At 34.4% G+C, this 24,404-nt stretch carries 24 protein-coding genes; 11 read left to right on the top strand and 13 right to left on the bottom strand.

What is annotated here, in order from left to right:
* Nucleotides 1–16: 16 nt before the first annotated feature.
* Nucleotides 17–1,036 carry a low specificity L-threonine aldolase gene (locus tag HAV12_RS16195; RefSeq protein WP_171570564.1) on the top strand — a complete coding sequence of 340 codons (1,020 nt, stop codon included), beginning with the start codon at nt 17–19 and terminating at the stop codon, nt 1,034–1,036.
* 151 nt (nt 1,037–1,187) lie between these two features.
* On the opposite strand, the gene HAV12_RS16190 is transcribed toward HAV12_RS16195, so the two are convergent.
* Complete coding sequence (locus tag HAV12_RS16190; RefSeq protein WP_132037928.1) at nt 1,188–1,508, bottom strand: YbaB/EbfC family nucleoid-associated protein; 321 nt, start codon at nt 1,506–1,508, stop codon at nt 1,188–1,190.
* Nucleotides 1,509–1,650: 142 nt separating this feature from the next.
* On the opposite strand from HAV12_RS16190, the gene HAV12_RS16185 reads away from it, so the two are divergent.
* The 4 genes from HAV12_RS16185 to HAV12_RS16170 all read left to right on the top strand — a co-directional run bounded on the left by HAV12_RS16185 (nt 1,651) and on the right by HAV12_RS16170 (nt 7,445).
* On the top strand, nt 1,651–3,711 hold the full coding sequence (locus HAV12_RS16185; protein ID WP_171570563.1) for a S9 family peptidase: 2,061 nt from the start codon (nt 1,651–1,653) through the stop codon (nt 3,709–3,711).
* Nucleotides 3,712–3,781: 70 nt separating this feature from the next.
* Complete coding sequence (locus HAV12_RS16180; protein ID WP_171570562.1) at nt 3,782–4,822, top strand: PLP-dependent cysteine synthase family protein; 1,041 nt, start codon at nt 3,782–3,784, stop codon at nt 4,820–4,822.
* A 357-nt stretch (nt 4,823–5,179) separates the two neighbouring features.
* Nucleotides 5,180–6,097: a LamG domain-containing protein gene (locus tag HAV12_RS16175; RefSeq protein ID WP_171570561.1), complete on the top strand. Its 918-nt coding sequence runs from the start codon at nt 5,180–5,182 to the stop codon at nt 6,095–6,097.
* Nucleotides 6,098–6,536: 439 nt separating this feature from the next.
* Complete coding sequence (locus HAV12_RS16170; RefSeq protein ID WP_171570560.1) at nt 6,537–7,445, top strand: LamG domain-containing protein; 909 nt, start codon at nt 6,537–6,539, stop codon at nt 7,443–7,445.
* 324 nt (nt 7,446–7,769) lie between these two features.
* On the opposite strand, the gene HAV12_RS16165 is transcribed toward HAV12_RS16170, so the two are convergent.
* The 3 genes from HAV12_RS16165 to gcvT all read right to left on the bottom strand — a co-directional run bounded on the left by HAV12_RS16165 (nt 7,770) and on the right by gcvT (nt 12,277).
* Nucleotides 7,770–8,483, bottom strand: a complete 714-nt coding sequence (locus HAV12_RS16165; protein WP_007811539.1) for a YebC/PmpR family DNA-binding transcriptional regulator — start codon at nt 8,481–8,483, stop codon at nt 7,770–7,772.
* 393 nt (nt 8,484–8,876) lie between these two features.
* On the bottom strand, nt 8,877–10,907 hold the full coding sequence (locus HAV12_RS16160; protein WP_171570559.1) for a S41 family peptidase: 2,031 nt from the start codon (nt 10,905–10,907) through the stop codon (nt 8,877–8,879).
* Between the two features lie 284 nt (nt 10,908–11,191).
* Entirely contained in the window at nt 11,192–12,277 is a 1,086-nt protein-coding gene (gcvT, locus tag HAV12_RS16155; RefSeq protein ID WP_171570558.1) for a glycine cleavage system aminomethyltransferase GcvT, read from the bottom strand.
* 233 nt (nt 12,278–12,510) lie between these two features.
* On the opposite strand from gcvT, the gene HAV12_RS16150 reads away from it, so the two are divergent.
* The 3 genes from HAV12_RS16150 to HAV12_RS16140 all read left to right on the top strand — a co-directional run bounded on the left by HAV12_RS16150 (nt 12,511) and on the right by HAV12_RS16140 (nt 14,620).
* Entirely contained in the window at nt 12,511–13,359 is an 849-nt protein-coding gene (locus HAV12_RS16150; RefSeq protein ID WP_171570557.1) for an NAD(P)H-hydrate dehydratase, read from the top strand.
* A 105-nt stretch (nt 13,360–13,464) separates the two neighbouring features.
* The gene (locus tag HAV12_RS16145) at nt 13,465–14,247 is read left to right on the top strand and encodes a HipA family kinase (protein ID WP_171570556.1); all 783 of its coding nucleotides are present in this window, start codon (nt 13,465–13,467) and stop codon (nt 14,245–14,247) included.
* Nucleotides 14,237–14,620, top strand: coding sequence for a DUF3037 domain-containing protein (locus tag HAV12_RS16140; protein WP_171570555.1), 384 nt, complete (start codon nt 14,237–14,239; stop codon nt 14,618–14,620). Before HAV12_RS16145 ends, HAV12_RS16140 begins: the two co-directional genes overlap by 11 nt.
* Before the next feature lie 264 nt (nt 14,621–14,884).
* Here the strand turns inward: HAV12_RS16140 and HAV12_RS16135 are convergent, their stop codons facing one another.
* Nucleotides 14,885–15,994, bottom strand: a complete 1,110-nt coding sequence (locus HAV12_RS16135) for a polysaccharide lyase family 1 protein (protein WP_171570554.1) — start codon at nt 15,992–15,994, stop codon at nt 14,885–14,887.
* Between the two features lie 230 nt (nt 15,995–16,224).
* Between HAV12_RS16135 and HAV12_RS16130 the strand changes: the two genes are divergently transcribed.
* On the top strand, nt 16,225–16,794 hold the full coding sequence (locus HAV12_RS16130) for a Crp/Fnr family transcriptional regulator (protein WP_171570553.1): 570 nt from the start codon (nt 16,225–16,227) through the stop codon (nt 16,792–16,794).
* 238 nt (nt 16,795–17,032) lie between these two features.
* Here the strand turns inward: HAV12_RS16130 and HAV12_RS16125 are convergent, their stop codons facing one another.
* Entirely contained in the window at nt 17,033–17,539 is a 507-nt protein-coding gene (locus HAV12_RS16125) for a GNAT family N-acetyltransferase (protein WP_171570552.1), read from the bottom strand.
* 484 nt (nt 17,540–18,023) lie between these two features.
* Between HAV12_RS16125 and HAV12_RS16120 the strand changes: the two genes are divergently transcribed.
* Complete coding sequence (locus tag HAV12_RS16120) at nt 18,024–18,929, top strand: hypothetical protein (protein ID WP_171570551.1); 906 nt, start codon at nt 18,024–18,026, stop codon at nt 18,927–18,929.
* 121 nt (nt 18,930–19,050) lie between these two features.
* On the opposite strand, the gene HAV12_RS16115 is transcribed toward HAV12_RS16120, so the two are convergent.
* Both HAV12_RS16115 and HAV12_RS16110 read right to left on the bottom strand, forming a co-directional pair.
* Nucleotides 19,051–19,599, bottom strand: coding sequence for a HutD family protein (locus HAV12_RS16115; protein ID WP_171570550.1), 549 nt, complete (start codon nt 19,597–19,599; stop codon nt 19,051–19,053).
* 62 nt (nt 19,600–19,661) lie between these two features.
* Nucleotides 19,662–19,868, bottom strand: a complete 207-nt coding sequence (locus HAV12_RS16110; RefSeq protein WP_370528457.1) for a helix-turn-helix transcriptional regulator — start codon at nt 19,866–19,868, stop codon at nt 19,662–19,664.
* A gap of 146 nt (nt 19,869–20,014) precedes the next feature.
* On the opposite strand from HAV12_RS16110, the gene HAV12_RS16105 reads away from it, so the two are divergent.
* Nucleotides 20,015–20,215 (top strand): hypothetical protein, encoded by a 201-nt coding sequence (locus HAV12_RS16105; RefSeq protein ID WP_171570549.1) that lies wholly within the window; start codon nt 20,015–20,017, stop codon nt 20,213–20,215.
* Nucleotides 20,216–20,357: 142 nt separating this feature from the next.
* Here HAV12_RS16105 and HAV12_RS16100 read toward each other — a convergent pair whose 3' ends face one another.
* From HAV12_RS16100 to HAV12_RS16080, 5 genes are all read right to left on the bottom strand, one after another.
* On the bottom strand, nt 20,358–20,591 hold the full coding sequence (locus HAV12_RS16100) for a hypothetical protein (protein ID WP_171570548.1): 234 nt from the start codon (nt 20,589–20,591) through the stop codon (nt 20,358–20,360).
* Complete coding sequence (locus tag HAV12_RS16095; RefSeq protein ID WP_171570547.1) at nt 20,575–21,087, bottom strand: hypothetical protein; 513 nt, start codon at nt 21,085–21,087, stop codon at nt 20,575–20,577. The genes HAV12_RS16100 and HAV12_RS16095 overlap by 17 nt, the downstream gene beginning before the upstream one ends.
* 10 nt (nt 21,088–21,097) lie before the next feature.
* On the bottom strand, nt 21,098–21,694 hold the full coding sequence (locus tag HAV12_RS16090; RefSeq protein WP_171570546.1) for a hypothetical protein: 597 nt from the start codon (nt 21,692–21,694) through the stop codon (nt 21,098–21,100).
* Between the two features lie 151 nt (nt 21,695–21,845).
* The gene (gene thrC / locus HAV12_RS16085) at nt 21,846–23,135 is read right to left on the bottom strand and encodes a threonine synthase (protein WP_171570545.1); all 1,290 of its coding nucleotides are present in this window, start codon (nt 23,133–23,135) and stop codon (nt 21,846–21,848) included.
* 299 nt (nt 23,136–23,434) lie between these two features.
* A complete protein-coding gene (locus HAV12_RS16080) occupies nt 23,435–24,370 on the bottom strand; it encodes a homoserine kinase (RefSeq protein WP_171570544.1) in 936 nt (311 codons plus the stop codon).
* Nucleotides 24,371–24,404: the final 34 nt, after the last annotated feature.

Raw genomic sequence — 24,404 nt, 5'->3', positions numbered from 1 at the left:
ACATAGTTTTTAGAATATGGAAATAAATTTAATTAGCGATACCATTACCAAACCTACACTCGAAATGTTGCAGTATATGTTTAACGCCCAGGTTGGCGATGACGTATATAAACAAGACCCTACAGTCATTGAACTTGAAAACAGAGTAGCAGAATTTTTTGGAATGGAAGCCGGACTTTTTTTTCCGTCTGGAACTATGGCCAATCAAACAGCAATCAAATTACATACGCAGCCCGGAGAGCAATTAATTGCAGACAAATACGCACATATTTATAATTATGAAGGTGGCGGAGTGTCTTTTAACAGCGGTGTTTCCTGTTGTCTGATCGATGGACACCGTGGAATGATAAATGCGGCCCAGGTGGCTGCGGCTATCAATGATCCGGAATCTTATCATAGTCCGCTGACCACTTTGGTTTGTGTGGAAAATACCACTAATAAAGGTGGTGGTGCCTGTTATGAATTAGAAGATTTAAGAGAAATAAAAAAAGTCTGTGATGCCAATAATTTGAAATTTCATCTTGATGGCGCTAGAATCTGGAATGCATTAGTGGCTAAAAGACAAAATCCGAAAGAATTTGGCGCTATTTTCGATACCATTTCGGTTTGTTTGTCTAAAGGATTAGGGGCTCCGATTGGTTCTGTTTTATTAGGAACCAAAGCAGATATTCATAGAGCGTTGAGAATCAGAAAAATACTTGGTGGAGGAATGCGTCAGGTAGGTTATATGGCTGCGGGAGGCTTGTATGCCCTGGCACATAATATCGAAAGACTGGCAGAAGACCATAGAAGAGCGAAGGAAATCGGTGCAATTCTAAGCACAAAACCCTGGGTATCGGCTGTAGAACCTGTTGAAACGAATATTTTGATTTTTTCGCTCGCGGAAGGTTACAGTGACCAGCTTTTAATAGAAAAATTAAAACAGAAAAATATTTCCATAAGTTCAATGGGTCATAATAAACTCCGAATTGTAACTCATTTAGATTACAGGGAAGTTATGCATACGTATGTGCTTGAGACACTTTCGAAAATTTAAAAAAAAAGGTACAAAGAAGCAAAGGTTCAGAGGTACAAAGGGTTAAAAAAAAGACGCACAAAGTGCGTCTTTTTTTTGTTTAGAAAGTTCAAAGTTTACAAAATCAAGACCTTTGCGCCTTTGTCCCTCTGAACCTTTGTTCCTCATAACCTTATTTAAAAAGATCATCCATTCCCGGAATCATTGGCATATCCATTTTTGCAACCGCATCAAGTTCTTTTTCATTTACACTTGTTGCTTTTTCAATCGCTTTATTTAACGTTACAATTAAGTAATCTTCCAGTTGTTCTTTGTCCTCCAGTAAAGAGTCATCAATTGAGATGGCTGTCACTTTTCTGTTAGCGGTTAAGGTTACCTTCAATAATCCATCAGCACTTTGTTCATCGATTAGGACGGTATCAAGGCGCTTTTTTGTATCTTCAATTTTTTGTTGGGTTTCTTTAAGTTTGCCCATCATTCCCATTAAATCCATTTTTGTTGATTTTAAATTATTTCATACAAAATTAGTATATTGCTGTATGAAATCAATATAATATTTTATGAAAATATTAATTCTGTTCTATTGTGTTTATAGTACTTTTGCTCCTTCTTATATAAAAACTAATGCTTAATTCATGCCAAACGATATAATTGCTCCAAAAGCCAATCAAATTCCTAAAAAATTAAAGAAACATAAAGAAACCCGAATCGATAATTATTTTTGGCTCAATGATCGTGAGAATCCAGAGGTTATTGATTATCTGAACAAGGAAAATGTTTATTACGAAAGTATGACAGCACATACAAAGGATTTTCAGAATGCTTTGTATGACGAAATGAAAGCAAGAATTAAAGAGGATGACGCTTCTGTTCCTTATTTTTATAATGGCTACTATTATATAACACGTTTTGAAACCGGACAGGATTATCCGATTTTTTCAAGAAAAAAAGGCAGCCTTTCCGCTGCGGAAGAAATTTTATTCAATTGTAATGAATTAGCGAAAGGTCATGCTTACTTTAAACTGGGAGGTTTAAGCATCAGTCCGGATAATAAATTCGCAAGTTTCGGTGTTGATATTGTGGGAAGAAGAATTTACACGATTCAGTTTAAGAATTTGGAAACCGGGAAGATCCTGGAAGATAAAATCGAAAATGCTACAGGAGGATCTGTATGGGCCAATGATAATCATACTATTTTTTACACCAAACAGGACGAAGTTACTTTAAGAGCTGATAAGGTTTTAAGACACAAATTAAATACCGACTCAAAAGAAGATGTGTTGGTTTATAATGAAACCGATGACACTTTTAATGTTTCCGTCAGCAAAGAAAAATCAAGGAAATATATTGTAATAGGTTCAGGAAGTACATTAACGACGGAATACAGAATTCTGAACTCCGATAATCCGGATGGAGAGTTTGAAGTGTTTCAGCCTCGTGTACGTGGCTTAGAGTACAGTATTTCGCATTATGAAGACTCCTTTTACATTTTAACCAATAAAGATAAGGCGACGAACTTTAAGTTGATGAAAACGCCTGAAAACAAAACCGGAAAGAAATACTGGACAGATCTTATTCCGCATCGCGAAGATGTTTTGCTGGAAGATATCGAAATTTTCAGGAATTATTTAGTGGTTGAAGAGCGTTCAAACGGATTAAATCATATTCGTATTATGCCCTGGAATGGCGAACCGGATTATTATTTGCCATTTGGAAGCGAAACTTATAATGCGTACACCACAACAAATATAGATTTTGATACAGATATTTTGCGTTACAGCTATCAATCGCTTGCAACGCCTTCTTCTGTTATTGATTTTAATATGAAAACTAAAACCAAAGAAATCTTAAAAGAACAAGAGGTTTTAGGAGGAAAGTTTGATAAAGAAAATTACGTTGAAGAGCGTATTTGGGCTACTGCCAGAGACGGGGTAAAAGTTCCGATCTCTATGATTTACAGAAAAGGCCTTGAGAAAAACGGAAAAAACCCATTTTTGCTTTATGCTTATGGTTCTTACGGAATGACAATGGATACTTATTTTTCGTCAACCAGACTTTCTTTGTTAGATCGTGGATTTGTTTTCGCAATTGCCCATATCAGGGGAGGAGAGGACTTAGGAAGACAATGGTATGAAGACGGAAAACTGTTAAAAAAGAAAAATACCTTTACAGATTTCATCGATTGCTCTAAATTTGTAATTAACGAAAAGTTTACTTCTTCTAAACATTTGTATGCAGAAGGAGGATCAGCAGGAGGATTATTGATGGGAGTTATCATCAATGAAGCCCCGGAATTGTACAACGGAGTTATTGCCCAGGTGCCTTTTGTTGATGTCGTTACGACAATGCTTGACGACAGTATACCCTTAACAACAGGAGAATATGATGAATGGGGTAACCCAAACAATAAAAAATATTATGATTATATGTTATCCTATTCGCCCTATGACAATGTACAGCCACAACATTATCCAAATATGTACGTTTCTACAGGATTGCACGATTCACAAGTGCAATATTGGGAACCGGCCAAGTGGGTAGCCAAATTGAGAGAACTGAAAACAAATGATAATTTTTTGTTTTTAGATACCAATATGGACGCCGGACATGGTGGTGCTTCAGGAAGATTTGAAGCACTGAAAGACTTAGCAAAAGAATTTAGTTTTTTATTAGATTTAGAAAAAATTAAAAGCTAATTAGAAAATTTTTGTTAAATTTGCAACCTATCGAGGTTATTTAAAAATGCCTTTGATTAACTATTTTTTTATGAAAGAAGAAATAAACGCTTATAATAATGTTTTAGAGTTAATAGGTAACACCCCACTTATTAAGCTAAATAAAATCACCGAAGAGTTAGAAGGAAATTTCTACGCAAAGGTCGAAGCTTTTAATCCGGGACATTCCTCAAAAGATAGAATAGCGTTATATATTATTGAAGAAGCCGAGAAAAAAGGAATTCTTTCTCCAGGAGACACCATAATTGAAACAACATCTGGAAATACAGGATTTAGCTTAGCAATGGTAAGCATTATAAAAGGTTACAACTGTATTTTGGCAGTAAGCTCAAAATCATCGAAAGATAAGATTGACATGCTAAGAAGTTTAGGAGCTAAAGTATATGTCTGTCCGGCGCACGTTTCAGCAGATGATGAAAGATCTTACTATAATGTCGCTAAACGATTACACGAAGAAACGAAAGGTTCGGTTTACATTAATCAATACTTTAATCAGTTAAATATTGATGCGCACTACAACACTACTGGTCCTGAGATCTGGGAACAGACAAAAGGCCAAATCACACATCTTGTTGCCTGCAGCGGAACGGGAGGAACTATCTCCGGAACAGCAAAATTCTTAAAAGAACAAAATCCCAATATTAGAATTCTAGGTGTGGATGCTTTTGGATCCGTATTGAAAAAATACCACGAAACAAGAGAGTTCGACAATAAAGAAATTTATCCTTATCGTATCGAAGGTTTAGGTAAAAACCTGATCCCGTCTGCTACAGATTTCGATATTATTGATAAATTTATCAAGGTGACAGATGAAGAAAGTGCCCACTCAGCAAGGGAGATTACCAGAAAAGAAGGTTTATTTGTCGGTTATACTTCAGGAGCGGTAATGCAGGCCATTAAGCAATATGCAGAAGAAGGCGAATTTACAAAGGACAGTAACATTATTGCTATTTTCCCCGATCACGGATCACGTTACATGAGTAAAGTGTTTAGTGATGACTGGATGAACGAACAAGGCTTCTTTGACAGTGTCAATGAAGAAGAAGTTCAAAAAATTGAATTTATAAAATAGTTTAAAAAACTTTTAGATACAAAACTCCATCCGTTTCTGCGGATGGAGTTTTTTTTTTAATCAAATCTAAATAATGGCTTTTAGTTCCGGTTTTTTTAAATGTTAATAATTTGGTTTAAAGTGAGAATACCGTATTTATACGTAAGACTTTATTCTTTTGTTTGAAGTAAAATTAGTATTTTAACAAAAAGACCTAGGTTATAAATAAATATAATTGAATCGTCAAAATCATCAAATTTGGTTATTTAAACGATTATTTAGGTTCGTTAACGGAAAAATTTCTGTCCAAATGCATTATAATTTAGTTTAGTAATGTTAAAATGACACACTGTTTTATAATACCCTAAACCTACATCTATGAAAAAAATACTACTTACATTATTGTTTGTAAGTTATTTGAATGTTAATGCGCAAACACCAATTCAGGAATTCAATTTCGATGCTACTTTAAATAATACCAATAATACAACTTCATTTATTGGTACAGGCAATTTCGTTACGGACAGGAACGGAGCTATCAAAGGAGCACAGCGTCTTGCTAATAAAGCGATGGAAGCTGTTATCGACAATCTCCCACAAAATAATAAATCCAGAACAGTATCGGTTTGGGTTAAATTCAATGATATTGCTTCTGCTAATTATATTTGGGGTTACGGGACAGCTTATAATGCCCAATATTGCGGATTATTACAGCAAGGTACTGCTTCTTCCAACTCAGATTTAAGTTTGGCAGGCTGGGGACCAAGCAATGATATTATTGTTTCAGCGACGTTATTAAAAGATGTCTGGTATCAGTATAGCATTACTTTTGACGGAACTGTATCTAAGATATACCGTAACGGTGAATTACTGAAATCGGTCACTGGAGTTTCACGCCAAACCAAAGGAAATATTTTCAGACTCGGAGAAATAAATACTACAATTGGTATTAATGCGGATATTGATGACCTGAAGATTTATAATGTCGCCTTAACAGATTCACAGGTTTTACAATCCTATACAAGTTCTAAGCCTTCTGTTGTTATGATAGTAGAAAATACAACAGCTGAAAAGGCAGCTGTAAAAGCTTCAAAATCTAAAGCAGCTTTAAAAAATCCTTCAACGACAATTGGTTCTGCCGGGGATATTAATGTCTCCAAAAATGTTGAGGTATTTTCGCAAGGGCAAAAAGTAGCAGGAAATAATGGGAACGGAATGAATATTAATGATTTACCGGAAGGAACATATTTATTGAAAATAACAAATGTTGCCTCAAAAAAAATAACTTCAAATTAAGTATAAGATTTTGATTAGTATAGATTAGTTAGTTTTTTATGTTGTTTTAAGTTTTAAATTTTGAATAGTAAAAAAAAGGCCTTCTGAATTGTAGCATCAGCAGGCTTTTTGATTTTTATAAATTATCATTTCCTTAAAAAAAAGTAATACTAAGATACCCCGTCAGCAGAGCGATGGAGCGCTTTTGCGGTGTTTTTATAAATAATTGATATTGCTGTTTTTGTAGTGTTGATATTTTTTATTTATGTGAGAATTCTCTATTTATATGTAAGAAGTGTTTGGTAATATTGAATTAAATTTATAGTTTTAACAGATTTTTAAAAAGTATTAATAAATATAATTAATATTTTAAAACTATCATTTTGGTTATTATTTTGCCAGGATAAAAGGTACTTAAAAAGTAGTGTGAGTTAAAAACAGGCCCCTAAAATTTATATATATGAGAAAATTATTACTCACTTTAATGTTTGTAACTTTTTTAAATACGAGTGCGCAGAATCCTGTTCAGGAATTTAATTTCAATGGGAATTTAAATAATACAGATAATACAATTTCCTTTTTGGGAACCCCTGTTTTTGTAACCGACAGAATGGGAGTTCCTAAAAGTGCTCTCCGACTTACCAACAAAGCTTTTCAGGCTGTAGTGGGTGATCTTCCTCAAGGTAATAAACCACGCTCTATATCGATTTGGGTGAAATTTAATACTATTACTGCACCAAATTATATTTTGGGGTATGGCGGTGCGGTAAATGCCCAGTATTTTGGATTATTGCAACACGCTTCTTCTAACGGAAATTCCGATTTAAGCCTGTCGGGCTGGGGAGCCGGAAACGATGTTATTGTTTCGGTACCGCTTGTAAAAGAGGTCTGGTATCAATACAGCGTTACGTACGATGGCAATACGTCGAAAATTTACCGTAATGGTGAATTATTAAAGTCAGTAGATGGAATTTCGCGCTTAACGAAAGGGTATATTTTGAATTTAGGAAAATTAAACGCAACAGTTGGTATCAATGCTGATATCGACGATCTTAGATTATACAGTGTGGCAATGACAGATGAGCAGGTGATGGAGTCTTACAACAGCTCAAAACCAACTGCTCCGGCTTTAACCGAAAGTATTCCTGCTTCAAATACACTAAAAAAAGCGGCTCCTGTCACTGTAAAAGCTATAACTCCGGTAAAAATGCCAGCAACTGTACTTTCAGCTGAGACAAATAACGGTGCTAAAAATGTTGAGGTTTTTTCGCAGGGAAAAAAAATAATGGGGACTAATGCTACAAATATTGGCGATTTACCTGAAGGAACCTATTTGTTGAAGGTCACTAATACACCCTTAAAAAAATAGCTCCAAAGTAAAAACAAGTCTTTAGGTTTGCAGAACTAATTGGATTTTGTAATCGTTAAAAAGCCTTCTGAAGTTTTCATCAGAAGGCTTTTTAATTTTATCATTTTTAGCTAATTACGCTAAGTACTACAAATAGTATTACCAGAATAATTACAGCGAATTTCGTGTATTTTGATGTTTTCATTGGATCGGTTTTTTTATTTAAAGAATTTTGACTGCTGCAAATATAATAGTTAATCTGGTTTTTCATAATTAAAATTAAAACCATATAAAACAAAAAAAAGCCCTGAAATTTCAGAGCTTTTATCCTTATGCAGTATCTTTTTATTCTTCTTTCATCGTGTGATAAACGTTCATGACGTCATCATCTTCTTCAATTTTTTCGATTAATTTCTCTACATCGGCAATTTGAGCTTCAGTAAGTTCTTTGGTAATTTGAGGAATACGTTCAAAACCGGAAGATAAAATTTCAAGTCCTCTGTTTTCTAATTCTTTTTGTAAAGCCCCAAAGCTTCCAAAAGGAGCATAGATTAAGATCCCGTCTTCGTCTTCAAACACCTCTTCTGCACCAAAATCAATTAATTCCAGTTCTAATTCTTCAGGATCAAGATTCCCTTTTGCAATTCGGAAATTACACGTATGGTCAAACATAAACTCCACAGACCCCTGAGTTCCCATCGTTCCGTTGCATTTATTAAAATAGCTGCGGATGTTAGCTACTGTTCTGTTATTGTTGTCCGATGCTGTTTCAATTAAAATGGCAATTCCGTGAGGTGCATATCCTTCGAACAAAATTTCTTTATAGTTGGCAGTATCTTTATTGCTGGCATTTTTTATAGCGCGCTCAACATTGTCTTTAGGCATGTTGGCCGCTTTGGCATTTTGTATTACAGCTCTTAATCTGGAATTGGCATCAGGGTTAGGTCCGCCTTCTTTAACGGCCATAACGATGTCTTTACCAATTCGGGTAAATGTTTTGGCCATTGCAGACCAACGTTTCATTTTTCTTCCTTTTCTAAATTCGAACGCTCTTCCCATTACTGATTTTTTATTTTGTGATGCAAAAATACGGTTATTCCTTATTTTTCCAAAATCAAAACTACTCTTTTTTGGAGATAGTTAGAAGTTTATAGATTAAAAAGTTTCAGGTTTCATGTTTCAGGTTTTCCGGGAAACAATAAAAGAAAAAATCCATTCGTAGAACGAATGGATTTTTTATGAAGAATCTAAGAATCTAAGAATCTAAGAATCTAAGAATCTAAGAATCTAAGAATCTAAGAATCTAAGAATCTAAGAATCTAAGAATCTAAGAATCTAAGAATCTAAGAATCTAAGAATCTAAGAATCTAAGAATCTAAGAATCTAAGAATCTAAGAATCTAAGAATCTAAGAATCTAAGAATCTAACCCCGATAGCTATTGTGGGCTAAAATCATTTATATCCATTAAACTCCGTAATAATATTCACTGCTTCATTTAAGTACGGATTTGTTTTAAGATTGTCTATCTGGTATTGATTTATGGTTTTTTCAGTTGGATAAACGCCAAGCAAAAATTGGTTTACAGTTGAATTATAAACATCCAGCGGATTGTTGTCATCGTTAAAAGTGTGAATTTCCGTCCAAAGAGAGTTTATTACCTTTTTTTGTTCAAAAATAGCATCCAGAGTCATTGGAATTTCTGATTTTGGGACATTTATCAACTGATCAATTTTCTGATTGATTTTTTTGATGTCATTAAAATAATAATTATCTGCTAATCGTACCGAACTGTTTTTTGCTATTTTATCGATTACGTTTCGTTTTACATAAGTCTTATACTTTAAAAAAGGGGCAAGGCTGTCGTTTTTAATGGCAGTTGGAAAATCACTTTCTTTTTGATAAACATCTTCATAAAACTCCGGAAGTACAACATCCGGGGTGACACCAATATACTGATGGCTTTTGCCGGTAACCCGATAGAATTTATTAATGGTAATTTTCACAAAGTCAGTATTTTTATTTTCGTCAAGCGAAAGAATCGTTTGCATTGTTGCTTTGCCGAGTGTAGTACTGCCTAATAATAAAGCGCGGTTGTAATCCTGTAAAATGGAAGAGAAAAATTCACTCGCCGAAGCTGTATTGCTGTTAACCAAAATTACGATCGGACCTTTGTAAATAAGTCCTTTATACGGATCATTGATCACAGATGCAGCTTGTTTATTGTCAACAACAATAGAAAGCGGACCGTAATCAATAAACATTCCGGCCAATTTTATAGCTTCTTCCATAGAACCGCCGCCATTGTCAATCAAATCAATGACTAAACCTTTTATGTTGTCTTTTTCGAGTTTTATTATTTCGCGTGCTACATCGTCGGCACAGCCTTTTCGACTATTCCCGTCTAAATCAGCATAAAAACTTGGAATCTTGATATAGCCAATTTTACTGTCCTTGCCAATTATAAAACTAAAAACAGAATTATCCTCATCTTTCATGACTTGCTTTTCCACATGGACATCAAAGCTTTTACCGGAATTTCGTTTTAAGGTGAGCACTATATTTTTATTCGATTCTGATAAAATCATAGTCGAAACAGATTGTAATGAAGCACAGGAAACCTGCAGTGTTTCCTTCTGATTGGAAACGGAAACAATCTGATCTCCTTTTTTGATTTGTCCTGTTTTAAATGCCGGGCCATTCGGATCGATTTCGTCAATTATGATTTCATTTTTCTCGTTCAGATTCACGGTCATTCCCAGCGATAGATGCTCTTTCGATAAGGAAGCGACAAAACTCGACTTGGAATCATCACTAAAATAGGCCGTATGAGGATCAAAATAAGTGCAGAAGAAATTATATAGTTTTTCTTCCTGTGTACTTTTTTCTTCCAGGAGGGTATTTATCCTGCAGATTTCATTAGTCAAAATCATATTTTTTGAAGCCGATTCAATCGATTTGAAATTGCTTTTTATGGAATCTAAATTGTCACTGGTTTCTGCAATATCATCCAGAATCTGATAGCGGAGTTTCTTAACCCATACTTTTTCCAGGTTTTCTTTTTGGAGATAAAAAGCAAATGCTTTTTTGTAAAACCGAATCGTATCTTTTTTAGTATAGTCGATCGGTTCTGCCTGGATTTTTTGCAGAACCGCTTTGGTTCTGAGAAGTCCGGCTTTATATTTAGAGTTTATATCGGCTAAAAAACTACAATCATTCTGTAGAATCAAATCGTCTAAGTTTAAGCGATATTTTTGAGACATTTCATTGTATTCACCCAGAAAAAAGATATTTCGGGAAGGATCTAATTCATTGATAAGATTATCAAAAACAAACATTGACAAGCTATCGTTTACAGGTTTCGGACGAACATGCTCAGTCTGAATTAATACATTGATTTTATTTAGTATTTCGCAGGTTCTGTCGCTATTCTGACTAAACAGGGCATTTGTTGTCAATATAAATACTAATATTATTTTTTTCATAAAGGAGAAAGTCATCGTTTACACTAAAATTACGGTTATTTTTTGATAAACGACAGTAATTTCTTTAAAATGTCGGAGACTCCATAATTTTATCTGACAGCAGCAACATCAGGTAAAATTTCCGGTTAAATAAAACAGCCGGAAATTCACGGATTTTATTTAAATGAACTGTGAAATCTTTTAATTCATGATCTCACGGCAAAAAAAATGCATTACACTTTCCGGTGTAATGCATTTATAAAGTAAACCTCAATTAATCGTTGAAAATCAGGGTTTTTAAAAATCTATTTTTTATAAAATGGTAATTTTACCACTTTGGCAGGGACATCATTTTTTCTGATTCTGATAAAGATATCGTTGTCAATCGCGCTATTGTTTACGGTAACATATCCTAAACCAATCCCTTTATTCATAGAAGGAGACATTGTTCCTGAAGTTACAACACCAATTACAGCACCAGCTGCATCAACAATTTCATAATCATGTCTTGGTACTGCGCGTTCCTGCATTTCAAAAGCGACTAATTTTTTAGTAACGCCTTCTTCTTTTTGTTTTTTCAGGCTTTCAGAATTGGTAAATTCCTTATTGAATTTTGTAATCCATCCTAAACCTGCTTCAAGTGGGGAAGTCGTATCATTAATATCATTTCCATACAAGCAGAATCCCATTTCAAGACGTAAAGTATCACGGGCAGCAAGGCCAATTGGTTTAATTCCAAAAGCTGCGCCAGCTTCAAAAACCTTATTCCAGATCGCTTCAGCATCGGCATTTTTACAATAAATTTCAAATCCGCCGGAACCGGTATAACCTGTAGCAGAAATAATTACATCATTAAAACCTGCAAAATCAGCCACTTCAAAATGGTAATAAGCAATAGCCGATAAATCTATAGAAGATAAGGACTGCATGGCTTCAACCGCTTTTGGTCCCTGAATGGCCAATAGGGAATAGTCATCGGAAAGGTTTTTCATTTCAACACCCAAATCATTGTGTGCTGCAATCCAGTTCCAGTCTTTTTCAATATTAGAAGCATTTACAACAAGTAAATATTCTTCTTCTTCTTTCATTTTATACACAATAAGGTCATCTACAATTCCACCGTCGTTATTCGGTAAACAAGAATATTGCGCTCTTCCGATTGTTAGAGTCGAAGCATCATTTGAAGTTACTTTTTGAATTAAAGCCAGAGCATTCGGTCCTGTCAGTAAAAATTCGCCCATATGCGAAACGTCAAAAACGCCTACGCTGTTACGAACGGTTTCATGTTCAGCATTAATACCTTCATAAGTAATTGGCATATTATACCCGGCAAAAGGCAGCATTTTTGCTCCTAAACTTTCATGTATGTGCGTAAGCGCAGTATTTTTCATTGTGTTGTTTTATAAAATTGTGTCGCAAATTTATTTAAAAAATATCGAAATATACTAGTCTAAATTATAAAATCCGTAAAGATTAAGTCTGATTTCTCGCTAATTCGTTATTTCTTTTGCTTTTTTGAACGGAAAAAAGGAGGACGGATTTATCTTCATAAGCAAAACTTTTTTATATAAGAAAATTCTTCTCATAGATTTTTTTGTAATTTTAAAAGCGCAAAGCAAATCAGATGAAAGTACCACTTCAGATCACAAAACAGGAAATTTTAACTTTTTACAAACTTATAAATCCTCTAACACATAAAGGAATTCAGGGTCATGCAGTAATTATCGGTGGGAGTTATGGGAAAATGGGAGCCGCGGTTTTAGCCTCAGGAGCATGCCTGAAATCCGGTTGCGGACTGGTGACTGCTTTTATACCAAAATCCGGTTATGCCATACTTCAGATAAGTAATCCTGAAGTTATGGTGCTTACTGATGAAAATGAAAATTTTATTTCCGGAATAAATTTAAAAATACAGCCGCAAGCAATTGGAATTGGACCGGGTCTGGGACAGGAAAAACAGACACAGCAAGCATTTTTAGAGTTTTTAAATACCAATAAAAGTCCTTTAGTTATAGATGCCGATGCCTTAAATATTTTGTCACTGAATAAGGGCTGGCTTAATTTATTACCCGAAAATACAATCTTAACACCGCATCCGAAAGAACTGGAACGGCTGATAGGCAAGTGGGATTCCGAAACTGAAAAATTTGAAAAAACAATTGCTTTTTCAGAGCAGTATAAAGCTATTATTGTCATGAAAGGCGCACCGACCTTTATCATCAACCAAAGTAAAATTTACCAAAATACAACCGGAAATGCAGCCTTGGCAACCGCAGGAAGCGGAGATGTTCTAACGGGAATTATTACCAGTTTTCTGGCACAGGGCTATTCACCGGACCACGCTGCCAGACTTGGCGTTTTTATTCACGGATTAACAGCCGATATTGCACTTCCGGAAACAGGTTATCAATCTTTTATCGCGTCTGATATTATTAAAAATCTGGGAAAGGCGTTTTTATCTTTGGATTCTTAGTTGACCAATATTTTTTGGAACGTTGAATTGCTCTGATTTTTGGAATTTTAAATTATAAAATCAGAAATCTAAATTCGTAAGTTTGTATTTCAGTAAATACTGCTTATGAAAAACAATTTTGACCTGAGAACGGTAAATGTAACACGTTATATTACTCCTTTACGCGAAGGCGGTTCTTTACCAGCTTTGGCAGAGGCTGACGACGATTTTAAATATGTCTTAAAATTTAAAGGAGCCGGACATGGTGTTAAAGCGCTGATTGCCGAACTAATCGGCGGACAAATTGCTAAAGCTTTACAATTGCAGCTTCCGGAATTGGTTTTTGCAAATCTGGATGAAGCGTTTGGAAGAACCGAAGCCGATGAGGAAATTCAGGATTTGCTGCAGGGAAGCCAGGGATTGAATCTCGCACTTCATTTTTTATCCGGTGCCATTACTTTTGATCCTGTCGTAACTACAGTTGATCCTAAACTGGCTTCGCAGATTGTCTGGCTGGATGCTTATATCACCAATGTTGACCGTACTTTTAAAAATACCAATATGCTGATCTGGCATAAAGAATTATGGCTTATCGATCATGGTGCCTGTTTGTATTTTCATCATTCCTGGAACAATTGGGAACAGCATGCCAAAAGTCCGTTTGCGTTGATAAAAGATCACGTATTATTACCCCAGGCTTCTCTTTTAAAAGAAGTTGATACAGAATTTAAAGCACTTCTGACTCCGGAAATTCTCGAGAAAATTACCAATACAATTCCGCTCGAATGGCTGCAATGGGAAGATACAGAAGAAACTCCTGAGGCCTTGCGCAATGTATATTTACAATTTTTACTTACCCGATTAAATCATTCCGAAATCTTTGTAAACCAAGCTCAAAATGCAAGATAATCACTTATATGAGTATGCCGTAATTCGTGTGGTACCAAGAGTGGAGCGCGAAGAATTTCTAAATATCGGAATCATTTTGTTCTGCAAAAGAGCTAAATTCATTAAGGTACTTTTTCATATTAATGCCACTAAGATTGAAGCACTTTCGGATGATTTTGATATCGAACAACTGGAATGTAATTTAACTTCATTAGAGAAAATTGCCAACGGAGCCAAAGATGGCGGCCCGATTGCCGAAATGGATATTCCGTCCCGTTTTCGATGGTTGACGGCGATCAGAAGTTCGGCAATTCAGACTTCAAGGCCACATCCGGGACTTTGTGAGGACCTGGAAAATACGATTCAGCGTTTGTTTGCTGAGTTGGTGCTTTAGGTTTTTTAGAGAATAGAGAATAGAGAATAGAGAATAGAGAATAGAGAATAGAGAATAGAGAATAGAGAATAGAGAATAGAGAATAGAGAATAGAGAATAGAAGAAAGATGGAGACTATGGACGGTTTTATAAAAAATAACCACGAATTACAACAATTTTGCGATTGTGTAATCCGTGGTTAAAACTAAAACTAACTAACTCAGATTTTAATAACCGTAACTTCAGTTAAATGATTTGAAATTAGGGCAATAAAGATTTTCTACATTAAAACGAACCGCAAGTATTCCCTCCTAATGTTGCACCGGCACCACCGCTGACATCTGCTTTAACAGCAGCTGCGGCAAGTGTTACGATAGAGTAGGGAGGTGTAAAAGCCGTTTTGCTTCCTGCCGTATTTCCACTTGTGTTTGTAAAAATGTTATCAACTGCTGTAACTGCTGTATAATTAGTCATTAAATCGATAGGCGTTTTTACACCTTCGAAAACATTTTTTTCTACGCGAATATCAGCTTCAAAACCAGCTGCGATACATTTGTTACTTACTGTACTGTTGAAGTAACTATTGATAATATGCACTTTTCCAAAACGAACTCTTGGCATTCTTTCTTTACAGCCAGGAGCCCACCAGCAACGGGCAAAAGTAATTCTCAATTTTCCACGGTCTCCTGTAGCACCGTCACTTGAACCAATCAGGTTGGAATACCTGTGATCGTCAGAACCTCCTGAACCTCCTGCTTTTGGTGGTTTCAGGTAATGGAATTTAGAATACGTCACCGAAATATAATCTGATTTGTTTTTGATGTCAAAGTTTCCGTCAACACCATCTCTGAATTCGCAGTGGTCAACCCATACATTTGTGCATTCGTCAAGAATAGCATTATCCCAACCGTCAGTATCATAAGCGCCCGGACCTTCAAAAATCAGGTTTCTGATAATGATGTTTTTACATCTTTTAATATTGATGATACCCGAAGCATCTTTGGTTTGATTCGTAGAAACCAGTTTTGCACCGCTCGCACCGTAAATAGTTTTACCAGTCTGATCCTGAAAGGACAATCTTGTGGTAACCGTAATCGTACCGCTAACTTTAATAACTTTTACAGCTGTATTTTCGATAGCTGATTTTAATTGAGCGTAAGTCGTAACTGTCGTCTCTGTAGAAGTTCCGCCTCCGGTTGTTCCGCCATTTTGAGAGGCCCATCCCGGAACCTGAGCACAGTTTCCTACTTTAGCGGTTAAGTCGCTTCCTGCAGAAGTAGCAGATACAATACTGTTTTCATCATTTTGTGATGAACCAATTTCTTCGGTATTACATGCTGTAAAACCGAAGACCAATGTTAGTAAGAACACTGAGATTTTTGATTTAAAATTCATAATTTAAGTTTGGGGGTTTATAAAATATTTAACAATACAAATCTGCGGATAATTGCACTTAAAAAAGTTGAACAAGTTCAATGTTTTGAAAAAAAATCTACTAAAAATATTTTTTTAACAATTGTTAAGTGACAAAAAGATCTAAATAAAGTACTTTTGCGTAATCGATTACATTATTTTTTAATTCATTCCAATACTTACGCCCCAAGTAAGAATAAAAGTAAAAACACATGTACAACCCCCTCAGATTAAGTATTGAACGCAAAATTCCATTAACAGATGAAGAATGGAAATTTGTCGTTGAAAAAGCCGAGTTTATCAAACTCAAAAAAAATGAATACCTGCAAATTCAGGATTCAAACAGTTCCTACGAAGGCTTTATTTTAAAAGGTGCTTTCAAAACCTACATTTTGAACGACAACGGCACCGAAAGTGTTATTTTTTTCTCCTTCGAAAACGAATGGATGTGTGATCTCGAAAGTTTCTATCATCAAAAGCCCACCACCTACAATATCAAGGCGATAGAAGACAGCGAAATCCTGGTCATTAGCAAGACCAATAAAACACTCTTGTTTGAGCAAGTGCCAAAGCTCATCCAGTTTCATATTATTATGGTCGAAAAAGCGAACATTGCCATCCAGCAAAGACTTATAGATGTTTTAAACAAAACCTCCAAACAACGATATCTGGAATTTATCGAGAAGTACGCACACAAAGTGGATAAGATCAACAACAGAAATTTGTCATCGTATCTGGGAGTTTCGCACGAGTTTTTGTCGAAGATTAAAAAGAGTTGCTAAGGTTCTGAGATGTTAAGGTTCTGAGTTTTTAAATGAAATTAAAAGAGGTTCAAAGGTGCAGAGTAACAAAGGTTCAGAGGTTTTCTGTAGAGGCGCGCAGCAGTGCGTGTAACGTATTATTTGAAAAACCGCGCAAAGGCGCAAAGCCGCCAAGAAAATAAAACTTTGCGACTTTGCGTCTTTGCGTGAGTATGAAATTCAGTATAAAAAAAACTTTGTGAACTTTGCAGTTAACCCCTTAAAGTAATTTCTCTAAATAGATAAACTCCAATGGCTGATCTGAAATATTAATATGAATATCGCTCGCCGGAAAAGCTTCTCTTTCGCCGGTTTCAACATAGCCGTGTCGTTTGTACCACGCGATAAGCTCCGAACGAACCGAAACAACCGTCATCACAATTCTGGATAGTCCCACAGCTTTAGCATGTTTTTCGCCATCAGCGAGCATCTTTTTGCCGATTCCGCCATTTTGCAATTCAGGTGAAACGGTCAGCATTCCCAAATACAATTGATGTTCTTTTTCCACCAGTAAAACCGAACCGATGATTTTGTCGTTGTCTGTATATTTGAGAAATGTATTTTTAGGATCTGAAATAATTTCTGTTAATTCTTCTTCAGTGGTTCTTTTGCCTTCTAACAAATGGGCTTCGGTAGTCCAGCCTTTTTTGGAAGTTTCGCCTCTGTAGGCAGAATTGATTAAGGTTAATAATGCCGGAATGTCTTGTAAGGTTGCTTTTGTGATCATTGGTAATTAGTATGCTGTATTTATTTAATTGCTCCTGCTTTAAGCGGAGGAACAAAATTAGGATATTTAAGATTGGCTTCAGCCGAAAATTACTTTCTATATTCAGAAAGAAGCCATTTTATACTGAAGAATGACATTACTGCTAATATAATTCCCAATTCAATAAATCCTTCCGTAGATAAGTTTTTAATATTTGGATAGTTGATTTTATCTGATAGGAACAGTATGTAAAAAAATACTATAAAAAGAGTAAAACAGAAGAATGTAATTTTAAAAATATATTTCATTTGTTTGCTAAAATTAATGTCGCGATTTCGAAAGGTTCTCTTTTTTGCGTTCACGAGCGGGAGAGATTCTTTGTTAATTTTTGTATAAAATCTTTATAAAGAAAATACCTGTTATTGTCTTTAATTTTTTAAGTTTGTCTCGAAAAAAAATAGTCCAAATTAAATTAAATTCCCCTTTTAAAATCCTCAGAAAAAGTATGAAATTTCAAAAATTATCATTGTTATCATTGGCCTTAATGGTTTTTTCTCTTTATTCCTGCTCATCAGATGATTCTTCAGAATCAGATGAAGAAGTCGTAATAGTTACTCCGGCAGAAGAAAAGTTAGTTTCAGTTTCCAATCCTTCAGGCAGTAATATGGCCTATATGCAGGACAAACAAGAGTTTAAATACGACGATCAAAAACGAGTTAATTTAGTTGGATATTACTTTTCCATATCTTATATAAATGATGAATTGATTGAAACCAAAACATTAGGAGATGATGTATCTAATGCTGATATCGAAACGAAATCATCGATTACACTAAAAAATAAAAATATTACTTCTATTATCTCTAATACAGTTTATAAAAGAACTACTGGAGAAACGTATAGTATCGAAAGGGATTCTACAGTTTACAGCTATGAAAATGAGTACATTTCTAAGATTGTACATTACCAAAAACGATCTATTACTGGTGATGGAAAATATCGTTTGGAGAGACAAATGGATTTTCAGGTTACTAATGGCAATATCACGCAAGTTAAAACTAATGATCCATATAACGGCATCGTGGTTACCAATTACACTTATGATAATACGCCAAATATTTTAATGGGAGATTTTGCATACGAAACACCATTATCTTTAGTTAGAGGATATACTATTCTAATGCATGATAAACTAGGGAAAAGAAGTGCAAATAATATTGTTACAATGGAAAACGTATTTACAGAAACACCGTTTCAAATATGTTATGAAAAAATTAGTTACAAAAGAGTTTTAGATAAATCAGGAAGAATTAAAGAAATTTTGTTGTCAGGTAACTCTATTACTAGTAATGCAGCTTATTATCCTCTTGGCAAATTTACAGATGAAAAAGTAATTTTTGAGTATAAATAAATAAAAATAAGTCACTTGAAGGCTTTATTCAAACTTTTACTAGTTTGAATAAAGCCTTTTTATTAAATCTTAAATGCTATTCAAAAACTTTGCTCTCTATGAATTTTTAATATATTATCGATTAAAAATCCAATATTCCAAAGATGCATTCATTAGAAAAATCAATCATTATATTTTGCCTTTGTTTATTTTCAATGGCTAATAAATCATAGGGTTCCAGATAATATGGCTTCTCATTAATTTTAATAACTGTTGTATGTAAAGAAAATAAAAGTATGATCTGAGCATTACAATTTTTATTACCATTCGTTATCGTTAATTTATGATGGCCTGTTTTTTCAGAAACCATCCAATTAAAATCAATACCTTTTGTATAAGAAGTTACTTCATCATCCGAATTAAATTCTATGATTTCATATTTCTCGTATACTTTTTTCTCTTTGTTTATCTCAATAGGTAAGGAGTTATCAAGCATAACCAGATATCGGTGATAGCCCTTAAATTTGGTAAACGCTGAAGGCACTTCCTCTATTGTAGCACTGCTTATTCTGAATACAAAATCTCTATCATTATAGCGTGCTGTTTCTGGATATATCATATATTCAGATGTCAATCCGCCACTCCAAACAGAGGCTGTAGTATCTTTTTTAGGGAAAAGACGTATGTCCATTTTTTAGTATTTTAAAATGAATGTCGGGATGCACCAACAGGATATTTTCATTCATTTACTCTTTATTTCGTAGAAACCAATAATTCTCTAACATCTACATCTAATACTTCAGCAATTTTCCTTAACACGTCAATGCTTGGTTGAGCATTATTATTGCAATAATTCGTCACCACTACGTAACTTTTTTCAATTTTTTCTGCTAACCACGTTTGTGTTCTTCCTTGTTCTTTTAGAACTTCTTTGATTCTGTTCATTTGAATATCAGCCATTAATTACTTTTTTATAATGCTATTTAGTATAGAAAATTATTATCTATTAATAATCTTTTTTCGATGTGTTAAATTATGATATAAAAATATATTGTAAAATATTATAATTTGATATATATTTGTATTGAAATTTAATATATAAGTTTATGAAAGCATACACTAAAGCAAATTTGGAAGAGATAGTCATGATGCAATTAGAAAATCTAAACGCTATGAACGATTTATTGTCTATAATGAAATTACAGAATGAATTATTGCATAACACCAATAAAAAATTAAAAGATGAAATTTCTGAGTTTAAGGAAAAATGTTTTACATATCAAGTAGGTAAACGAAACCAGAAATGACTTTTAAAATTAATTAATGAATTTGTTATTGAAAAAATAGTTATTAGGATTATTAACTTGAAAAAAACTTTGAGTTCTTTTGTGCTGGCACGAGCGGGACGCTCGTGCCAGCACAAGGCCTAGCCTAAATAAAGGTTTTTAATTATTTGTTTCTTTGAGATTCAATTAAATCTAAACGATTCTTAATTCTTTCAACGATATCTAAATCATTGTCATTGTAAATATCTCTCAAATTATAATTCGGATTTCGAGGATCTGTAGTCTTTTGAAATTGATTAATATTTAGATTAAAAAGTGCTTGTCCAAATCGTTGACTTGGATTTTTTTCTAAATAAGATTCTAATAATTTAAGTATGAGTTTATGTTCTTTTATCATTTGAAATATTTTCTAAAAACTTTATTGGATCATTGAGAAATCTTGTTGCGTTTGAAGCAGTCATACTTTTGAAAATATCGTCTAATTCTGGTTTAAAAATTTCTCCTTTTAAATCAATCAAAACAAATTGATTTTCTTGACAGAGATTTAATAATGCTTGAAGAGTATTTGTAATATTTGATGCTTTCCTTAAATCAATTCGAAATTGAAACTCTTCAATTTTGGTTGTATCATCATTTAAACAAATACAAGCATCATTATCCTCATCGTTATTTCCATTTCCTTTCCAATTCAAATAAGTATCATTTCCCCAATTAGCTTTTGGAATAATTTTATCTATTTCAGAAATGATTGTAGAAATGTTGCCGTCAAAATTTTCCCAAAAAGAATTGGTTTCAGGTAAAAATTCTGTTTCGTTATTTTTAAAAATAGATTCATAATTACTATCAATCGAATTTTCAGGAACAACAATTAAAAGATATTGCCAAATTGCCATTCGTTAATTCTTAATATTTTGGAGTATTTTTTTTTATTTTCTCAAGTAATAAGTTTTGATTTTCTATTACTTTTTCAAATGGAGATTTTTTAGGTAGATTATCCTTTTGATATTTTTCAATAAGCGGAATTGTTAAAACAATTTTCAACGCACTATGATAATCTCTAATATCTCTTTGCTTTTGATAAATTGATTCTACTAATTGATTTAATTCAGTAATTTTTTTGTTGTATTTTTCATCGCTATTTTTTAATAAATCCAAGACTTTATTTTTCAAAATGCTGTCTTTTATAGAATTTGCGTAGCTTTTAGCAGAAGTATAATAATTCTCAGATTTTCCATTATAGTTGTAAAATATATTTAGCGTATCTCTAGTATTAAAATCTTCAAGCTGGGTTTCCAGTTTTTTTAATTCGATATTTTTAGAAACAAGTTCCTGATATAATTCTTCGGGTAAATCATCATTACTTCTGTATCTTCCAATATTGATCGCTGCTCCGTCTTGTAATGCTTTAGGAATTTCATTTTTTGTGTTTTCATTTTTGGTTTCGTTTCCTCCGCAAGAAGTTAAAACTATAAATAAAAATAGGGTGAGTTTTTTTATCATTTGGTTGAATTAGCTTTTTTTAATTAATTTAATTTTTAGTTGATTGGTTAATCAAACATAATAAACTAATTCTACACTAAAAAAAGAAAACCACAAATTACATATACAATTTAGTGTAATTTGTGGTTTAAAATTTATAATAAAGAAAATGTTATCCTAAAAACGCCTTCAATTCCTCATAGCTTGAAATCTTCACGCTAATTTTCTCCTCATTCATAACACTTTCAATTTGTTCCGGAATCGGAAGGGTAATGCCCAAAGTAGGTTCAACCACATCGAGAAACTTAATAGGATGTGCTGTTTCTAAGAAAACACCAATTGCATTCTCATGTTTTTGCAATTCTTTTTTCAAACCTAAATAGCCAACAGCACCGTGTGGTTCTGCGATATAACCATCGGTTTTGTAAATTTGTTTTAGGGCTTCAAGCGTTTCTTCATCCGTATAACTGTAGGAGGAGAAATCTTTTTCGAAAGCTTTCAAATCATTATTATACAATTCCTGAATTCTGATAAAGTTGCTAGGATTTCCAACATCCATAGCGTTTGAGATAGTCGCTTTTGAAGGTTTTGGCTCGTATTTTCCGTTTTCGAGGAATCTTGGTACGGTATCGTTTACGTTGGTAGACGCAACGAAATGTTCAATTGGCAAACCTAATTTCTTAGCCATAATTCCGGCACAAATATTCCCGAAATTCCCACTTGGACAAGAGAAAACCAAGGGTTTGTTCTGGCTTTTCAAAGCTTTATAGGCAAAGAAGAAATAGAACATTTGCGGCAGCCAGCGCGCAATATTAATCGAATTTGCCGAAGTCAGGTTTTTATGCGCTAAACTCTCGTCTAAAAATGCTTTTTTAACCATATCCTGGCAATCGTCAAAAACGCCGTCAACTTCAAGGGCTTTAATGTTTTTTCCTAAAGTTGTCAGTTGTTTTTCCTGAATGTCGCTCACTTTTCCGGACGGATATAAAATCACGACATCAACACCATCAACGCCGAGAAATCCGCTGGCAACAGCACCTCCTGTATCTCCGGAAGTGGCCACCAAAACCGTATTTTTGCTGTTTTTTTTATCCCTGTTAAAATAAGCCAGGCAACGAGACATAAAACGCGCTCCAACGTCTTTAAAAGCCATTGTTGGTCCGTGGAATAATTCCAGTGAATAAATTCCGTTTTCAACTTCTACAAGCGGAAAATCAAAGCATAAAGTGTCGGCAATGATTTCTCTTAAATAATCCTCAGGAATATCATCGCCTACAAATTGCTGAATCACATCAAAAGCAATATTATGGTGGGTCAGGTTTTCGATTACATTAAAAAAAGCAGGATTTAAAGGCGTAACTATTTTTGGAAAGTACAATCCTTTATCGCTTGCTAATCCTTGTATGACAGCTTCTTTAAACGAAACTTCGGGTGCATTGTGGTTTAAACTGTAGTATTTCATTGGTTATTTTAGATTTTAGAAGAAAGAGAATAGAGTATAGAAAATAGACTTTTCTTACTATCAAATTCCAATAATTAGTATTCGGTTTTGTGTCATTTCGACGAAGGAGAAATCTTCACAAGAAGCTCCTCACAGTATGGAAATATCTTGCGAAGATTTCTCCTTCGTCGAAATGACAAACTTTATTTCTATGTTTTATTTTTATGCTTTGTGTCTCACTTTGCGGGACTTCGACTTCGCTCAGTCTGACAAACAGCGCGCATAACTTTTAATTCTAAATTTTTAATTTTTAATTCTTTTTAAAGAATCCTAACGCCATCGGGATTAATTTTCGAGACGTGAATTTCATACGGCAAATTCATATTTTCGTACACTTCACTCATCGCTTTAGCAATTTTATCGGCGGTTTCTTTACCTCTGCTTAAAGCAAAAATCGACGGACCGGAACCCGAAATTCCCGAACCTAAGGCTCCGTTTTCTAAAGCCGTTTGTTTGATTAAATCAAAACCCGGAATCAAAACACTTCTTAAGGGCTCTACGATTTCGTCATGAAGTGATCTTCCGATTAAGTCGTAATCTTTGGTGTATAATCCTGCGATTAATCCGCCCACATTTCCCCATTGCATAATGGCACTTTTTAGCGAAACGGTTTGTTTTAATACCGAACGTGCATCCGAAGTTTTCAATTCAATTTGAGGATGCACGACCGTAGCAAACAATTCTTCCGGACTATCAATCCTAATAATATCCAACGGACTGTAGCTTCTCACCAAAGTAAAACCGCCTAAAAGGGCAGGGGCAACGTTGTCGGCGTGCGCGTTTCCGCTGGCTAATTTCTCGCCCTGCATCGCAAATTGCACCAGATCTTTGCGCGAATAAGGTTTTCCCAATAATTCATTAATTCCGAAAACGGCTCCGGCAGAACTTGCAGCACTGCTTCCGATACCGCTTCCGGCTTTGATATGTTTGTAGATTTCGATTTCAAATCCAAGAGTTATGGGTTCAAAATCTCTTTCGTAAGCTTCCAGCATGGCAACAGCTGCAACACCCGAAACGTTTTTCTCGGTTTCTAAAGGCAAATCGGCACCCGTAATTTTTGTTATGCGAATTCCTTTTTGCGCTACTTTTCGAACAATCATTTCATCCCCGGCATTGTCTAAGCAAAGTCCAAGTACGTCAAATCCGCACGAAAGATTCGCAATAGTCGCCGGGCAAAATAGTTTTATTTCAGTCATTTCTTTAAAGGTTCAGAGTAGCAAAGGTTCAAAG

Origin of the sequence: Flavobacterium sp. CLA17 (genome assembly GCF_013112255.2) — a bacterium.
Classification (GTDB): Bacteria; Bacteroidota; Bacteroidia; order Flavobacteriales; family Flavobacteriaceae; genus Flavobacterium; species Flavobacterium circumlabens.
The sequence above is the reverse complement of the archived record's forward strand: the minus strand, read 5'-3'. Positions and strand labels throughout refer to the sequence as shown.

Excerpts from the sequence above, each read along its gene's own strand:
- HAV12_RS16195 (WP_171570564.1), top strand. The coding sequence starts at position 17 with ATGGAAATAAATTTAATTAGCGATACCATTACCAAACCTACACTCGAA.
- HAV12_RS16190 (WP_132037928.1), bottom strand. The coding sequence starts at position 1,508 with ATGGATTTAATGGGAATGATGGGCAAACTTAAAGAAACCCAACAAAAA.
- HAV12_RS16185 (WP_171570563.1), top strand. The coding sequence starts at position 1,651 with ATGCCAAACGATATAATTGCTCCAAAAGCCAATCAAATTCCTAAAAAA.
- HAV12_RS16180 (WP_171570562.1), top strand. The coding sequence starts at position 3,782 with ATGAAAGAAGAAATAAACGCTTATAATAATGTTTTAGAGTTAATAGGT.
- HAV12_RS16175 (WP_171570561.1), top strand. The coding sequence starts at position 5,180 with ATGAAAAAAATACTACTTACATTATTGTTTGTAAGTTATTTGAATGTT.
- HAV12_RS16170 (WP_171570560.1), top strand. The coding sequence starts at position 6,537 with ATGAGAAAATTATTACTCACTTTAATGTTTGTAACTTTTTTAAATACG.
- HAV12_RS16165 (WP_007811539.1), bottom strand. The coding sequence starts at position 8,483 with ATGGGAAGAGCGTTCGAATTTAGAAAAGGAAGAAAAATGAAACGTTGG.
- HAV12_RS16160 (WP_171570559.1), bottom strand. The coding sequence starts at position 10,907 with ATGAAAAAAATAATATTAGTATTTATATTGACAACAAATGCCCTGTTT.
- gcvT (WP_171570558.1), bottom strand. The coding sequence starts at position 12,277 with ATGAAAAATACTGCGCTTACGCACATACATGAAAGTTTAGGAGCAAAA.
- HAV12_RS16150 (WP_171570557.1), top strand. The coding sequence starts at position 12,511 with ATGAAAGTACCACTTCAGATCACAAAACAGGAAATTTTAACTTTTTAC.
- HAV12_RS16145 (WP_171570556.1), top strand. The coding sequence starts at position 13,465 with ATGAAAAACAATTTTGACCTGAGAACGGTAAATGTAACACGTTATATT.
- HAV12_RS16140 (WP_171570555.1), top strand. The coding sequence starts at position 14,237 with ATGCAAGATAATCACTTATATGAGTATGCCGTAATTCGTGTGGTACCA.
- HAV12_RS16135 (WP_171570554.1), bottom strand. The coding sequence starts at position 15,994 with ATGAATTTTAAATCAAAAATCTCAGTGTTCTTACTAACATTGGTCTTC.
- HAV12_RS16130 (WP_171570553.1), top strand. The coding sequence starts at position 16,225 with ATGTACAACCCCCTCAGATTAAGTATTGAACGCAAAATTCCATTAACA.
- HAV12_RS16125 (WP_171570552.1), bottom strand. The coding sequence starts at position 17,539 with ATGATCACAAAAGCAACCTTACAAGACATTCCGGCATTATTAACCTTA.
- HAV12_RS16120 (WP_171570551.1), top strand. The coding sequence starts at position 18,024 with ATGAAATTTCAAAAATTATCATTGTTATCATTGGCCTTAATGGTTTTT.
- HAV12_RS16115 (WP_171570550.1), bottom strand. The coding sequence starts at position 19,599 with ATGGACATACGTCTTTTCCCTAAAAAAGATACTACAGCCTCTGTTTGG.
- HAV12_RS16110 (WP_370528457.1), bottom strand. The coding sequence starts at position 19,868 with ATGGCTGATATTCAAATGAACAGAATCAAAGAAGTTCTAAAAGAACAA.
- HAV12_RS16105 (WP_171570549.1), top strand. The coding sequence starts at position 20,015 with ATGAAAGCATACACTAAAGCAAATTTGGAAGAGATAGTCATGATGCAA.
- HAV12_RS16100 (WP_171570548.1), bottom strand. The coding sequence starts at position 20,591 with ATGATAAAAGAACATAAACTCATACTTAAATTATTAGAATCTTATTTA.
- HAV12_RS16095 (WP_171570547.1), bottom strand. The coding sequence starts at position 21,087 with ATGGCAATTTGGCAATATCTTTTAATTGTTGTTCCTGAAAATTCGATT.
- HAV12_RS16090 (WP_171570546.1), bottom strand. The coding sequence starts at position 21,694 with ATGATAAAAAAACTCACCCTATTTTTATTTATAGTTTTAACTTCTTGC.
- thrC (WP_171570545.1), bottom strand. The coding sequence starts at position 23,135 with ATGAAATACTACAGTTTAAACCACAATGCACCCGAAGTTTCGTTTAAA.
- HAV12_RS16080 (WP_171570544.1), bottom strand. The coding sequence starts at position 24,370 with ATGACTGAAATAAAACTATTTTGCCCGGCGACTATTGCGAATCTTTCG.